Below are 15,048 nucleotides of genomic sequence, written 5' to 3'. Positions count from 1 at the left end.
CCCCCGGCAGGGCCGGCGCAGGAGAACCTGCGCCGGCCTTTTTTTGCCTGGGCTTCAGTGCGGCAGGGCGAAAGCCTTTTCGATCCGCAGCAGCTCGGCTTCCAGCTCCGCGGTTCTGCCGGGCAAGGTGTCCGGATTGTGTTCCGTGCAAGCCTGCTCCAGGTCCTTGCACAGTTGCGTCAGCCGGGCATTGCGCATGATGGCTGCACTGCCACGGATACGATGCGACAGGCGCACCAGGGCGTTGACATTCATCTCTTCGCACAACCACCGCAGCTCCTCGAGGTCCCGGCGATTGCTCTTGAGCAGTTCAAGGCGGAACTGTTCCTGAAGTGTCGGGTTGCTGCTCAGTTTGTTGAGGGATTGGCTGGCATCGCCATGGGCCTGGAGGATGTCGGCGGGCGGCGGGGATTCCTGGTAGGCCAGTGTCTGGGCCTGGTCCTGGGGCAGCAAGGTCGACAAGCGCTCCTCCAGGGTCGCGAGGCTCACCGGCTTGATCAGGCAGTCGCGCATGCCGGCATTGATGCAGCGCTCTATTTCCTCCTGCTGGGCATCGGCGGTCAGCCCGATAATCAGGGTGCGCGGGCGTTGCTGCTCATGCTCCTCGCGGCGAATGGCCAGGGCCAGTTCAACGCCATTCATCTGTGGCATGTGATAGTCGGTGATCAGCAGGTCGAACGCCTTCTGCTGCCATAGCTGCAAGGCCTGCACGCCGTTTTCGGCTTCCACCGCCTGGCAGCCGAGGAACTCCAACTGGGCCCGCAGCATCTGCCGGTTGGGGGTGTTGTCGTCAGCCACCAGAACCCGGGTCGCCCGCTGTGCTGCGAACCGCAGCTTGTTGATTGTCGGCGCGGGGGCCTCGGGCACCGGCTCCAGCACTTTCAGGCGCAGGGTGACCGTCACTGTGGTTCCCTTGCCTGGGGTGCTGAGCATCTCCAGGGCGCCGCCCATCATTTCGCACAGCGAGCGCGATACCACCAGGCCCAGGCCGCTGCCGCCCTGGCCACCGAGGGAGGGTTGGGCCACTTGGGCAAAAGGCCGGAAGAGCAACTGGCGGTCCTCCACCGAGATGCCTCGGCCGGTGTCCTGTACTTGCAACTTGATGTCGAGCATCTGCTCGCCGTCGAGTGCGCTTTCAAGGCGGATGCTCACCCGGCCCTGATCGGTGAACTTGATCGCATTGCTCACCAGGTTCGTCAGCACCTGCTTGAAACGCATGGGGTCGATCAGCACATCGAGATTGCTGCCCGCGTCCATTTCCAACAGCAGTTCCAGGCTCTTCTGTTGCGCCAGGCCTTCGAAGACCCGGGCCACGGGCTCCAGCAGTTCCTTGAGACGGGTACGCCGGGGAAAGAAGCTCAGGCGCCCGGATTCGATACGCACGATGTCCAGGGTATTGCCCAGCAGTTCTAGCAGGTTCTTCGCCGCGCTGTGGGCGACATCGATGTGGTAGCGGTCGAGCACCCCTTGATCGGCCCGTTTCAGGACCAGCTCCAGTGTGCCGATCACCGCGCTCATGGGGGTGCGTATTTCATGGCTGATGGTGGCCAGGAACTGGGTTTTCGCCTGGTTCGCTTCATCGGCCTGGCCCTTGGCCTGTTGCAGGTCGTGGACCAGGCGCTGGTGTTCGGAAATGTCCTGCCAGCCACAGATCACTCCCTTGATAGTGCCCGAGGAGTCACGAAATGGCTGGATCCAGTGCTCGATGCACAGGCTGTTGCCGGCAATGACGATCTGATACTGGCGTTCGATGGTGATGCCGCTGTCCATGGCTTGCAGGTAGCTGTTGTGCAGGGCCAGGGCCACCTCGAAGTGCTCGATGGGCATCTCCAGGGCGGTCTTGCCCAGTACCTGGTCCTGACGCAGGTTCATCACCTGCATATAGCTGCGGCTGCAGGACAGCAGGCGGCCCTTGCGGTCGCGCACGTAGATGGGAATGGGCATGGAGTCGTCCAGGGTGCGCTGGAACTGCAACTGGTCGCTCAGGGCTTTCTCTGCCAGCAGGCGCCGGCGGATCTGCCGGCGCAGCTGGAAGATGCGGATCATGAACACTGTCATCACCAGTAGAGCGCAGCCGAGAATTTCCAGTATTACCCGCCCGTAGTCGCGCCAGCTCTGGCCACTCATCGCGGCATTGGCCCGCCAGCGAATGGTGATGGCGTTCAATTCATCGGGCGGGATGCTCAGGATCGCCTTGTCGAGGATCGACTGCAGCTGGGTGTCACCGCGGCGCATGGCGAAGCTGGCGGTGGCGGCATCGCCGTCGAGGATGGCGGCGATGCGCAGTTTCTTTTCGTACAGGCGCGCGGTGTAGTAGCGCGCCATGGACAGCGCCATGACGGCGGCGTCTGCCTGCCCGCTGGCCACCATGCTCATTGCCTCCAGGTTGTTGGAAGGGCGTAGCAGATGAATCTGCGGGTAATCGACGCCCAGGCTGGCGCTCAGTACATGTCCCCGGGCGATGGCCAGGCGTTTCCCGGACAGCGCAGCGAGGCTGGCGATGTCCTGCCGGCCCTGGGCAGTGACCAGGACAAAGGAGCTGGTGGCAAAGGGGTGAGTGAAACGGAAGGCTTCCTCACGCTCGATGCTCGGTGTCAGCACCGCGAGGTCGGTTTCGCCGTTGCGCAAGGCTTTCTGGATGCCCTGGAAGCTGGAGGTGCGCTGCACCTCGAAGCGCAGGCCGGTGCGCTGGGTGATGATCTCGAACAGGTCGGAGATCACCCCGTTGAAGCGCCCGTCGGCATCGAAGAATGCGGAGGGGGCCATGTCGTCGTTGATCATCAGCCGGGCTACCGGGTGCCGAGCCAACCAGCGCCGCTCCTGATCGTCGAGGACCACCCGGTCTTCGGGCATGACGATGCCTCCACCGGTCCAGCGCTTGACGATAAAGCTCATGCGCAAGGCGCCCAGCGAGGTCAGGGTGCGGTTGAGGATGTGCATCAGGCGCTGGTCGTCGGCGCGCAGGAGAAAGCCGTAGCCCCCGGATTCCAGGTCGATGAAACGGCTGAATTTCAGGTAGTTGAAGAAGCTGTGGTTGATCAGATAGTGGGCGCTCAGGGAGTCGCCGATGTAACCGTCAACGCCCTGGAAGGCCACCGCGGCCATGGCCTGGGCGGCGCTGCTGTAGCTGAGAATCTGCGCCTCGGGGAAGTGGCTGCGAAACAGCTCCGCGGGCAGGTAGTCCTGGACCACGGCGATGGTCATCCCCCGCAGGTCCTCGGGCAGGTTTCGCTCATCGCCCTGGCGTCGATAGAGCGAAGGCGCGTTCTGCGCATAGGGCAAGCTCAGGGCGGTGGCTGGAGTCTGGCGCTGGTAGTCGCTGGCGCGGCTGAGCAGGTCGACCTTGCCGGCCCGCAGGGCTCTCAGAGCATCTTGGGCGTCATCGAAACCCAGTACCTGGATCTCGATGTTCAACTGCTGTTTCAGCAGGGCCACCACATCGGCGCTGACCCCTTCGTAGTCACCGTTGCTGTAGATGATATCCATGGGCAGGGAGGAAGGCCCGGCGATCCCCAACACCAGCCGTCGCTTCTCCCGCAACCAGGCCCAGTCCTCGGCGTCCAGCTGGAGTTTCTGCGGCTCGCTGGCCAGTTGGCTGGTGAGGTGCAGGTGGTCCGGCACGGGCGCTGCGTGGCTGCGGGTGGCGAGCAGCAGGGTCAGGCAAAACACGCAGGACGTGATCAGTGACTTGGTCATGAACATAGGACGACTACCAGGGATAAAGCGGTCGGTTAGGGGGGCGAGATGAAGGGGCGCGGGCTCCATGGATCGCAAGGCATGGGCAAGCAACTCAGGCAGAGGCTATGGAACGTCGCGAGCGGGCGTTGTGCAGGCAGTAGTTGATCAGGTGCTGCTCCGGCATCGGCCGGCCGATGGCGAAACCTTGGACGACGGGGCAACCCAGGGCCTTGAGCTGCTTCATCTGCCTTGGTGTCTCCACTCCCTCGACCACCAGTGACAGGCCCAGGGTGGCGGCCAGCCGCACAGTGCTTTCCACCACACTGCGGCAGGTGGGATGGGAGTCCAGCTTGCGCACGAACGAGGCGTCCAGCTTGATCTGGTTGAACGGCAGGTCGCACAGCCGCTGCAGCGAAGAGAAGCCGCTACCATAGTCGTCCATCGACAAGCCGCAGCCCAGCACCCGAAGTTGCAGCAGGTTCTTCAGGCTGACGGCGGGCAAGTGGATGGAGCCGGTCTCGGTCAGTTCGAACATGATGCCTTCGGCCGGGCAGCGGTACTCGCGCAACAGATCGCTGACACCCTTGCTGAACCCTGGGTTGCTCAATTGCTGGGGCTCCAGGTTGAACGCCAGCTCCATGGTCACACTCAGTTCGGCGAGGATCTGCTGCAATTGCAGCCCCTGCTCGAAGAGCTGGGCAAACAGCATGTGCACCAGGCCGGCCTGGCACATCACGGGCAGAAAATGCTCCGGTGCCAGTATCCCCGCCTCGGGGTGGTCCCAGCGCGCCAGGACTTCGGCCCCGGCCAGCCTGCCATCGAGCAGTGACAGCTTGGGCTGGTAATAGGCGACGAACTCGTGGCGCCTGAGGCCCTGGAGCACTTCATCGGCACTGGGGGCGGCCAGTGGTACAGGGCTGAAAGATCCGGCGTCGGATCTGGGCGTCCCGTGTTGCGCTCGCCGCGCCGCGGGCACAGGCGCGCGGTCAAGCAAGGCGGTGCGGTTGAGGAAGGAGTTTTTCATGGCGCTCGACGATCCAATACGGTCTACCCACATTGGCGTAGCTCGATCAGACTGTCAGTCGGCGTTTTCGATGACAAATGTAGGACCGCTCCTACAATGGCAACAAGTTCAGGTAGTGTGCGTGACCCTCGCGGGTGCGGGGTGATGTTGATGAAGGACCTTTGGGGAGCATGAGATGCAACAAACAGCAGGTTTCGCCGGTTCACCCTCCCATGGTCTATAGACAATCCAGGGTCAAGCGCCTGGAGCGTGTGTCGCTGCGATTGAACCTCGGCCTGGTGATTTCCTTCCTGCTACTGGTGTTTTTCGTGAGTGCCGGTTACTGGGCGACCTACAAGGTGATGCGAGGTGAACTGGTCAAGGTCAATTACCACTTCCTGCGCCTGGTGGCCCGGGCCAACGACCATGAGACCTTTTTGCTGCGTGCCATCAAGAGCAGCGGTTCCAGCACCTACCGGCCCGAGACCGACTACCGGGGCCATATCTTCACGGAAATGCCCAAGGGTGATGTGCGCATCTACGAGGGCCTGGCGTCGCAGTACCTGACCAAGGTGTCCGTGGTCCTGCCCGAACACACCGACCGCCTGGGCCCCAGGGTCATCAACCGGCAACTGGGGCTGGCCCGGGGCCTTGCCAATGTCTACAGCGACTTCTGGATCGGTTCGTCCTTTACCGCGCCACAGATGTTCCTGTTCGACCTGGACCGTCACTTCGACATCGCCATTCCCTGGATCGAAACCCAGCCGCAGCAGGTTGGCGCTACGCAGCCCGACCTGTTGCCGGTGCTGAGCCGGGTCAAGGCGGCGATCCGCCGCGACCCACCGAAAAACAGCGATCTGATCGTGCGCTGGAGCCCCGCCGAGCCGTTCATGATGAACGGGCGCCAGGCCCTGCTGGCCTATGTCCTCGATCAGACGGCGGACGAGTACCGGGTGGCGGGGCGTGCGCCACGTGAGGTGGTGGCAGCCACCCTGCTGGAGCTGAGTGAGCTCAACGATTTCGGCGAGCGGATCGACAGGCAGTTCTATGAGCGGCCGGACTTCGAGTCCATCGACCTGCTGGCCCCCGACGGGCGCTTGCTGGTGGGCGCTGCCGACAGTGATATCCGGGACTATCAGAACGGCTTGCACCTGAGCGCATCGGGGTTGCTGATCAAGCGCAGCGCCGGTACCCAGGGCACCTGGCAGGCGCTGTACCGGATCAGCTACAAGAGCCTGCTGGAGGACGGATTCTGGCCGCTACTGAGCCTGTTGGGGCTGCTGCTGACGTGCGTCTTCGGTGGCTGGGGAGTGATCGAGTGGTATCGGCGGCGGGTGGTGGAACCGGCCGGCAGCGATTTTCGGCAATTGCTGGTTACCCATGATTTCAACCACTCCATCCTGCAGACCGTACCGCTGGCGTTGTGTGTGGTCAGGGGGCCGACGCTGCAGCCGGTAACGCATAACAGTTTGTATGGGGCCTGGCTGGGAGAAGCCACGGACCTGCGTTTGCTGATGCAGCACTGGGAAATGTTCGACCAGGGCCGGCCGATTTCGGGAGAAGGCTGCCTGGAAGTCGGCCCGCGTTCCTTGTACGTGCGTTTTGCGCCCACCGACTACCAGGGTGAGGATGTGCTGCTGTGCACCTTTACCGACATCACGTCGCACCGCGAAGCCGCGGCCTCGCTGATCATGGCCCGGGACGCGGCGGATGCCGCCAACGAGCAGAAGAGCAACTTCGTCGCCACCGTCAGCCATGAGATCCGAACACCCTTGTATGGTGCCCTGGGGACCCTGGAGCTGTTGGCGATGACTGACCTGAGCGAGCGTCAGCGCGCCTACCTGCGCACCATCGACAGTTCATCGACGGTGCTGCTGCAACTGATCAGCGATGTGCTGGATGTGTCCAAGATCGAGGCCGGGCAAATGGTGCCTGAATCGGTCAGGTTCAACCCACGGGAGCTGCTGGAAGAAACCCTGCGGGGCTTTTCGGCCATGGCCGCGAGCAAGGGCCTGGCGCTGTACGCCTGCATCGACCAGCCGTTGCCGGTGGAGGTCCTGGGGGACAGCCTGCGCATCCGGCAGATCGTCGGTAACCTGATCAGCAACGCCATCAAGTTCACCGCTCACGGGCGGGTGGCGGTGCGCCTGAACCAGGTGCAGTGCGCAACGGGCCGGGCTCGCTTGCAATGGCAGGTGGCCGATAGCGGGCCGGGCATACCCCAGGAGGTGCAGGCGCGCCTGTTCGAACGTTTCTACCAGCGGGACAACCGGCAGCCGAACATACGCGGTACCGGACTGGGCCTGCCGATCTGCGCCAGCCTCAGCCAGATGCTGGGGGGGCACCTGAGTTTCAGCAGCGAAGAGGGCCAGGGCAGCACATTCAGCTTCGCCCTCGACCTTGAACTGGCGGAGTCCGAGGGGGCCGCCCCGGTGGACCTGCGCCTGCAGGGCAAGCGCATACACCTGCGTACCCCGTTCGCCGATCTGAGCGCCAGCCTCGGCGCCTGGTTGCAGCAGCACGGGGCGCGGGTGTCGACCCAGCCCGAGGCTCTGGGCGACATGCCCGATGTCATGCTGGAGGTGATGCCTGAAGCCCTGGCCGGCCTGGATTGGGCCGGAACCAAGGTCTTTGCCCAGCACGATTTCAATCTTCAGCCTCAGGTCATAGGCAAGGACATCCTGGTCAATCAGCACAGCCTGCCGGCCATCCTCCAGGCCTTGAACATGGCGCTGACGGGGGAGGTGTGCGAGCCCGACACCACGCCCGGTGGAGCGAGCAGACAACCGCTGGGCCTGAGCGTGCTGCTGGCCGAGGACAGCCCGGTGAACCAGTTGCTGATGAAGGAACAGCTGGAAACCATCGGCTGCCTGGTGGATGTGGCCAGCAATGGCATCGAAGGCTTGCACCTGCTTGACCAGCAGGCCTACGACCTGATCCTCACCGACGTCAACATGCCGCTCATGGACGGCTATGCCTTCGCCCAGAGCGTGCGCGAACGCAATCTGGACACGCCGATCATCGGTGTCACTGCCAACGCCTTGCGCGAGGAGGGGGAGCACTGCATCCGCGTCGGGATGAACAACTGGCTGACCAAGCCGATTGATATCCAGGGGCTTTACTTGTGTCTCAAGGCGGCCATCGAGATCCCGTTGCAGCCCGTGGTTGCCGACGCGGTCCAGGCAACGGGCCTACCCCAGGACGATCCGTTGCGCGTGCCCGAGCGCATGCTGGAGCTGTTCCAGCTCACCATCGGCCAGGACCTGGAGGCGCTCAAGGCTGCGCTGGCAGGGGGCGACAAGGTGCAGCTGATGGACCAGTTGCACCGCATTCGCGGTGCCCTGGCAGTGGGCAAGGCCAAGAGCCTGATCCTGGTTTGCGCCAGCCTTGAAGCCTCGGTGGGCGGCCATGGTGCCAGGCTGGAGGAGGGCCAGTTGCAGCGATTCATCGAACGGGTCGAGCGGCTGATCAGCCAGCTCTGAGCGGCTAACCCGCCGGGGGTAATGCAACGGGGTAATCGTCAGCGGTTGTGCGGATTCTTACACTTCGACCCCTTGATTGTTCGACAGTGGAGACCGCAACCATGCGTATACGCGACCTTGGCATCACCCTCGGCACCGGTACCCCCGGCATCTACAACGCTATTACCGATGTGCCGGGGGTGCGTGTCGGCCATCACACCCTCAACCTGGAAACCGCCGATGCGTCGATCCATACCGGCGTCACGGTGATCGAGCCGCGGGCCGGTTCGGCCCACCTGGAGCCGTGCTTCGCCGGGGTCCATGTGCTCAATGGCAACGGCGATGCCACGGGCCTGGAGTGGATCCGCGAGGCCGGCTTGCTGGCCACACCCATTGCCTACACCAACACCCATAGCGTTGGCGTGGTGCGTGACGCCCTGGTGGCGGCCGAGCGAGAAATGGCCAGGCAACATACTTACTGGTGCATGCCGGTGGTGCTGGAAACCTACGACGGCGTGCTCAGCGATATCTGGGGCCAGCACGTGACGGCCGAACACCTCCACGCGGCCCTGAGCCAGGCCAGTTCCGGGCCGGTGGCGGAGGGCAACGTCGGAGGAGGCACCGGCATGATCTGCCACGAATTCAAGGGCGGTATCGGCACTTCTTCGCGGGTCCTGAGCCAGGAGCAGGGTGGCTGGACCGTGGGCGTCCTGGTACAGGCCAACTATGGAGTGCGCGAAGCGTTGCGGGTGGCCGGCTACCCGGTGGGCACGGTACTGGGGGACGTGGCGTCACCGTTCAAGGGCCCGACTCCGGTCGGTGAGGCCGGCATGGGTTCGATCGTGATCACCATCGCCACCGACGCGCCCCTGCTGCCACACCAGTGCACGCGCCTGGCGCAGAGGGCCAGCATCGGCCTGGCGCGGGTCGGGGGAGGCACCGAGGATTCCAGCGGAGACATCTTCCTGGCGTTCTCGGTGGGCAATCGCAACCTGCCGGTGGCCAATCACGGCCACCCCGGTGCCCCGACCAGCGCCTTGCAGATGGTCAACAACGATTACATTTCAGCGCTGTTCGTGGCGGCCGCCGATGCGGTGGAAGAGGCCATTCTCAACGCCATGCTGGCCGCTCGCGATCTGTCGGGCTGTGGCAGCCAGGCCCGTGCGCTCACTCCCGAACGCTTGCTGGCTGCCCTGGAACAGGTCGGCTGGCGACCACGGGGCCAGTGACAGGAGCAGGCACACGGGGTTGAGACTGTGCACCGGATGCTCGATTTATCTGCACAGTCTTGACGATTATTCCTTGAGTCGCTGTCTCCCACTCTTATTCCGGGGCCGCAACATCCACTCTTAGACTTCGCCGCAATTGCCCTGACATGCCTCCAACCCTCATCGGACGGGGCTGCATTGTCATCCTGCGGAGAGACCTCAGTTGTCGAGATGGAAAGGCCCCTGGCCCTTGCGCGGCCTGATCGCCCTGGTGCTGCTTGCCCCTCTGGAACAGGGCCTGGGCGCGCCGGCCCTGGGCTCGCTTGGCAATGGCTCGCGGCATCAGGACCAGCAACTGGAAGCCTTGCAGGCCCAGGCCTTGAAACCGGTGGACATGCTTGCCGAACAGGCCCCGGTGGCCGGCAGCTCGCTGCGCCTGCCGGCCGAGTCGCCCTGTGTGCTGATCCGCTCGGTGCAGTGGCAGGGCGCCGAGGCCTTTGCCTGGATGACCGCTACCTCGCCGATCATTGGCCAGTGCGTCGGCGGCAACGGCCTGGGCTTGCTGCGCCATTGGCTGGCGGAGCAACTGATACTGCGTGGCTACCTTACGACTCAAGTCGCCATTCCGGCCCAGGACCTGGCCGGCGGACGCCTGCTGATCCAAGTGATCGCCGGGCGGATCGGCACTATTGAACAGCAACCCCAGGGTATCGGTTGGGCCCGGCCGTTGTTTCCCGCCGGCCAGGGCCAACTGTTGAATGTGCGCGACCTGGACCAGGCCCTGGAAAACCTGCGGCGCCTGCCGGGGCAGGCCCTGAGTGCCTTTGACCTGATTCCGGGGACGGCCCTGGGCAGCACCGATATCGTCATCCGGCAACCCGAGGAGGTACGCCGGGTGATGGGCATGCTGACCCTGGACAACGCCGGCATCGACGCCACCGGGCGCAATCAGTTGGGGGCCATCCTGGCGATCGATTCGCCCCTGGCCCTGTATGACCAATTGCTACTGACCGCCAGTTCGGACAGCGCATTCGCCGACCACAGCCTGGGTTCCTGGTCGAGGAGCCTGGCCTGGAACCTGCCTCTGGGCTACACCGCGCTGTCCTTGGGCGCCAGTGAGTGGGGCAGCCGCCAGCAACTGTTCAAAGACGCCGACCAGCGCCTGGGGTTCATCTCCAGGACCCGACGTCTGGATGCCGGCCTCAGCCTGGTGACTTACCGCTCGGCCCACAGCCGGGGCACCTTGCAGGGGCGGTTGGTGCGTCGCCAGGACCGGGCCTGGGTCGGCAACACCGAGTTGGGCCAGCTTTACCGGGACATCACCGGCTATGAACTGAGCATGGCCCACCGGGAAAAATGGAACGCCAGCACCCTGGATTTCGAACTCGGCCTGCGCGGCAGCCTGCCCGGGATGAGCGCAGCGCCGGGGGCGGTCTACGAGGAGCAGTACTGGAACGGTCGTTACCGGATCTTCACCGGCAAGGCCGCAGTGGCCGGCGCCCTTGGCGTGGGCGCCAGTGTGCTGGGCTACCAGAGCGGTTTGTTCGTGCAGTACGCGCCGGTGCCGGTGCCGCCCACCGAGTACCTGCAGATCGGTGGCCGCTACACGGTGCGCGGCTTCGATGGCAACAGCACCCTGGCCAGCCCGGGTGGCTGGACCTGGCGCAACGAGCTGGCCGTGGCGGCAGGCTGGGGCAGCCAGTTCTACACGGCCCTGGATGCCGGCCAGGTAGTGCCCAGCGCCAGCCTGCGGTCAGGGGAGCGCACCCTGATCGGTAGCGCCGTCGGCCTGCGCGGCAGCTTCAGCGCCCTGAGCTACGACATTGCCCTGGGCCTGCCGTTGAAAAAGCCCGACGACCTCAACAGCCGTACTCCCACCCTGGATTTCTCGTTGCGTAGCCGCTTCTAGGCCATAGCGTTTCGCCAAGCGGCCTGTCTTCCAGCCCTGAACCAGGAGGTGCCACCACCGCCGAACCTGTTACCCGCGTGCCCGCCGATTCAAGCGCACGCCTTATGCCAACAACACCACCGAGATCAATATGAAAACCAAGAATAAATCTACCCCGCACCTGCCACAGCCCGCTTTCGGGGCACAGCGCCTGGCGCTGGCCATCCTGCTGGCACTGCCGCTCCTGGAGCAGAGCGCCCTGGCCCAGCCCGGGCTGGTGGTGGACCCGTCCGCGGCGCTGCGACCGGTGCTCTCGACCAGCAACGGCACGCCGCTGGTGAACATCGTCGCTGCCAATGGTGCGGGCCTGTCCCACAACAAGTTCACCGAGTTCAACGTCGGCCAGGCCGGGCTGATCCTCAACAACAGCACCACGGGTGTGCAGACCAGCCTGGGCGGCGCCATAGCCGGCAACAGCCTGCTCAATGGCCAGTCGGCAAGCGTTATTCTCAACGAGGTAACCGGGAAAATGGCCTCCCAGCTCAACGGCGTGATTGAAGTCGCCGGTGCCAATGCGCGGGTGATCGTGGCCAACCCCAACGGCATTTCCACCCAGGGCGCGGGGTTCATCAATGCCAATCGAGTGACCCTGGTGGCCGGCAACGCTGTGCTGGACGGGCAGGGTGGAGTTGCGCGCCTGCATACCGAGAATGGCCAGATCCGTATCGACGGCGCGGGCCTGGATGGTTCCGGGGCCAATGAAGTGGACCTGGTAGCCCGTACCATTCAGTTGAATGCGGCGCTGCAGGCGCAGAAGCTCAACCTGTCCGCACTCAAGGGCGATGTGAGTGCCAGCAACACCTTGTCCCTGGCCAGCTCCGGCAGCGCTGGACAGTCCGCGGTGGGGGTGATCATCAACGGTAAGGAGCAGGGCTTTACCGGCAACCAGATCATCATCAATGGCCAGGTGCAATCGGGTTCCGACTTTGCCGACAAACCCTTCAACAGCAGCCAGTTCGGCAAGGGCAACACCCAGGTGGTTTCCGGCCCGCCAGTGCCGGTGGCTGGCGTTTCAGTGCCAGAGGTGGTGGCTGAGACGGTTGTTCCCGAGGTCGCCATCGATGTGGCACGCCTGGGCAGCATGCACGCGGACTCGATCCGCATGCTGGGCCGATCCGCCGGTGTCGGGGTCAATGTGGCGGGGCAGGTCAAGGCCCTGACCGGCAACCTCACTGTCACCGCTGATGGCAAGGTGCAGGTGGCCGCTGGTGGGGCCCTGGAAGCCGGGCAGGCACTGTCGATCACCGGCGGCCTGGACAACCAGGGCCAGGTTTCGGGTGCCCGGGTCTCGGTCAACGGCGATACGCTTCAGGGTCGACAGGGGGCGCTCGTGGCGCACGGCAGCCTGTCGCTGCAAGGCGCCCTGGAAAACCATGGCACCCTGCGCAGCGGGCAGGCGATGACTCTCAACGCCAGCAAGGTATTCAACGACAATCTGATCCACAGCGGCGCTTCGCTGACTGCCTACGGCGCCCTGGAGAATCACGGCACCCTGCGCAGCGAGCAGTCCATGACCCTCAACAGCAGCACGCTGTTCAACGACAAGGTGATTCACAGTGGCGCCTCCCTGACGCTCCTGGGCAGCCGCCTGGACAACACTGCCAGCGGCACCATCACCAGTCGCGGCAGGCTCACCAACTGGGTCGGCAGCCAGCGCAATCAAGGGGTACTGGGGGGCGGTCATGCCGAGCCTCCACGCCAGTCCGGCGCAGCGGCGACTCCGGTCTCCAGCGTGGCGCTCAAGCCGGCTCCTGCCGTGCTTTCGGCCTATGGCCATGGCTCCTACGGCTACGCACAGGTCCAGTGGACAGCTCCGAGCTACGTCTGGACCGGGCTCTCGGAAATGGCCTACCAGGCGCCGGGGCGAGGTAACTACCTGCGCTTCTAATGCCTGAAACTGCGGGGGCGGGGCGCTGGCCGCTGCGCCCCCACGGCCTGGCATCAGGCGTCCTGGGCCTGGAGGAACAGGGCAAACAGCTCGGACTGGGACTTGATCCCCAGCTTGCTGTACATGTGCTTGCGGTGAACCTTGACCGTCTCGGCGGAAATCCCCAGCTTGCGCGCAATCTCCTTGTTCGAGCAGCCACTGAGCAACCACTGGCCCACATCCAACTCCCGCGCCGAAAGGGGCGAACTCAACTGGGCAGTGGCCTGTTCCAGGCGGCTCTGCCAGTTGGGCGCGCTGGGCGTCGTGGCTTGGGGCTCGGACTCGAAATGCAGGCGCTGGCGCATCAGCGCCGCGATCCAGGGTTGCACCAGGCTCAGCAGGGCAGTCTGCTCAGGGCTGAAACGCGATTGGCTGCCGAGCGACAGGCTGAGGGTACGCTCGCCGTCCAGCAGGATATTGATGTGCACCTCGTCGGTCAGCACGTTCAGGCAGAAATAGCGCTGGTAGTAATCGGTCTGCTCGAAGCATTCCGGGGCCACGTCCTGCAGGCGAAACAGGCCACTGCGCGGATGTTCCCTGGCGTGGATGTAGAACGGATCCAGCAGGTACAGCCCCTTGAGATAGTCCTGGAACAGGGAGTCGGCTTCGCCGTCCGTTGCCGGGGATTCGGCCAGTAACCGGGGCCGGCCGCCGCTGAAGACCAGCACCACCCAATTGTCCACCGGCACATAGTGCTGCAGCAGGCGCACCAGGGCGCTCCAGAAATTGTCCCGGTCCAGGGTCTCGATAACGCGGCCCACGGCGTCGTGCCAGGCCACGTCCTGCAAGGTCAGGCGCGTTTCACTACCCATTGAGGGGTACCCCATCGAAGTGATTTTTTGCCGCGTCGCGGCGCTCCATACTCGGCCCGTCCCCGGCACCTGCGGTCGCAAGCCCCGGGCGTCGCCAACGAGTGCAAGGATTAGAAATGAACATTGAACTGGTACAACTGGCCGGCCGTGACGGCGACACCGCTTATAACCTGGACCGGGTGCTCGAAGCCATTGCAACCTGCGCTGGCGACACCGATCTGCTGGTGTTCCCCGAAACTTGCCTGACCGGCTTCCTCAGCGCCGTACAGTTGGCCGAGTGCGCTGAAACCCTGGACGGGCCCAGTGTCCAGGCGGTGCTGCAGCAGGTCCGTGAGCGTCAGGTCGCGGTGGTCATCGGCCTGGCCGAGCGGGCCGGGGAGCATTACTACAACAGCTCACTGCTGCTGACCCCCGAGGGCATCGCCTTGCATTACCGCAAGACCCACCTATGGCCCTCGGAGCGCGGTGCGTTCTGCCCCGGCGACCGTTTCACCACGGTGCAGTGGAAGGGGCTGCGGGTCGGCATCCTGATCTGCTACGACATCGAGTTGCCGGAAACGGCCCGGGCCCTGGCACAACTGGGGGCCGAACTGATCATCGTCACCAACGGCAACATGGACCCCTACGGCCCGGTGCACCGCACTGCGATCATGGCTCGAGCCCAGGAAAATCAGCTGTTCGCGGTCATGGTCAACCGGGTGGGCGAGGGCGATGACGGCCTGGTCTTCGCCGGGGGCAGCGCTGCCATCGACCCGTTCGGGCAGGTGCAGTGGGAAGCCGGGCGCGAGGCGTGCCAGCAGCGCGTGAGCCTCGACCTGCACCAGCTCAAGGCCTCGCGCCGCGACTACCACTACCTCAGCGACCGCCGTCTGCCCCTACCCGGTGAACAGGTGGAGCACCCGGACGGGCGCCGCGAGCTGCTGATTCCCTGATTCCTGCCCATTGCTCTGATTCCTGCCACAACAATCCCAAAAACAGCAGGCGCGGCCACCTTCCCCATGGAGCAGGGGC

Annotated in this window: 8 protein-coding genes; 5 read left to right on the top strand and 3 right to left on the bottom strand. The window is 64.5% G+C overall.

Annotation, left to right across the window (positions count from 1 at the left end):
- Positions 1–54: 54 nt before the first annotated feature.
- Both M2395_RS06080 and M2395_RS06075 read right to left on the bottom strand, forming a co-directional pair.
- Positions 55–3,696 (bottom strand): transporter substrate-binding domain-containing protein, encoded by a 3,642-nt coding sequence (locus M2395_RS06080; RefSeq protein ID WP_185057787.1) that lies wholly within the window; start codon positions 3,694–3,696, stop codon positions 55–57.
- A 94-nt stretch (positions 3,697–3,790) separates the two neighbouring features.
- A complete protein-coding gene (locus M2395_RS06075) occupies positions 3,791–4,702 on the bottom strand; it encodes an EAL domain-containing protein (protein WP_185057786.1) in 912 nt (303 codons plus the stop codon).
- Positions 4,703–4,872: 170 nt separating this feature from the next.
- Between M2395_RS06075 and M2395_RS06070 the strand changes: the two genes are divergently transcribed.
- From M2395_RS06070 to M2395_RS06055, 4 genes are all read left to right on the top strand, one after another.
- Positions 4,873–8,163 (top strand): ATP-binding protein, encoded by a 3,291-nt coding sequence (locus tag M2395_RS06070; protein ID WP_123430791.1) that lies wholly within the window; start codon positions 4,873–4,875, stop codon positions 8,161–8,163.
- A gap of 101 nt (positions 8,164–8,264) precedes the next feature.
- Positions 8,265–9,371 carry a P1 family peptidase gene (locus M2395_RS06065; RefSeq protein WP_065364031.1) on the top strand — a complete coding sequence of 369 codons (1,107 nt, stop codon included), beginning with the start codon at positions 8,265–8,267 and terminating at the stop codon, positions 9,369–9,371.
- A 202-nt stretch (positions 9,372–9,573) separates the two neighbouring features.
- On the top strand, positions 9,574–11,259 hold the full coding sequence (locus M2395_RS06060; protein WP_125063106.1) for a ShlB/FhaC/HecB family hemolysin secretion/activation protein: 1,686 nt from the start codon (positions 9,574–9,576) through the stop codon (positions 11,257–11,259).
- A 130-nt stretch (positions 11,260–11,389) separates the two neighbouring features.
- Positions 11,390–13,186 carry a filamentous hemagglutinin N-terminal domain-containing protein gene (locus tag M2395_RS06055; RefSeq protein ID WP_123430789.1) on the top strand — a complete coding sequence of 599 codons (1,797 nt, stop codon included), beginning with the start codon at positions 11,390–11,392 and terminating at the stop codon, positions 13,184–13,186.
- A gap of 53 nt (positions 13,187–13,239) precedes the next feature.
- Here the strand turns inward: M2395_RS06055 and M2395_RS06050 are convergent, their stop codons facing one another.
- Positions 13,240–14,037 (bottom strand): LuxR C-terminal-related transcriptional regulator, encoded by a 798-nt coding sequence (locus tag M2395_RS06050; protein WP_065364034.1) that lies wholly within the window; start codon positions 14,035–14,037, stop codon positions 13,240–13,242.
- A 116-nt stretch (positions 14,038–14,153) separates the two neighbouring features.
- Here M2395_RS06050 and M2395_RS06045 point away from each other — a divergent pair, with 116 nt between their 5' ends.
- The gene (locus M2395_RS06045) at positions 14,154–14,969 is read left to right on the top strand and encodes a carbon-nitrogen hydrolase family protein (RefSeq protein ID WP_123430788.1); all 816 of its coding nucleotides are present in this window, start codon (positions 14,154–14,156) and stop codon (positions 14,967–14,969) included.
- The last annotated feature ends 79 nt before the right edge of the window (positions 14,970–15,048 follow it).

The sequence above is a fragment of the Pseudomonas sp. BIGb0176 genome, assembly GCF_024810175.1.
GTDB classification, from domain to species: Bacteria; Pseudomonadota; Gammaproteobacteria; order Pseudomonadales; family Pseudomonadaceae; genus Aquipseudomonas; species Aquipseudomonas protegens.
The sequence above is the reverse complement of the archived record's forward strand: the minus strand, read 5'-3'. Positions and strand labels throughout refer to the sequence as shown.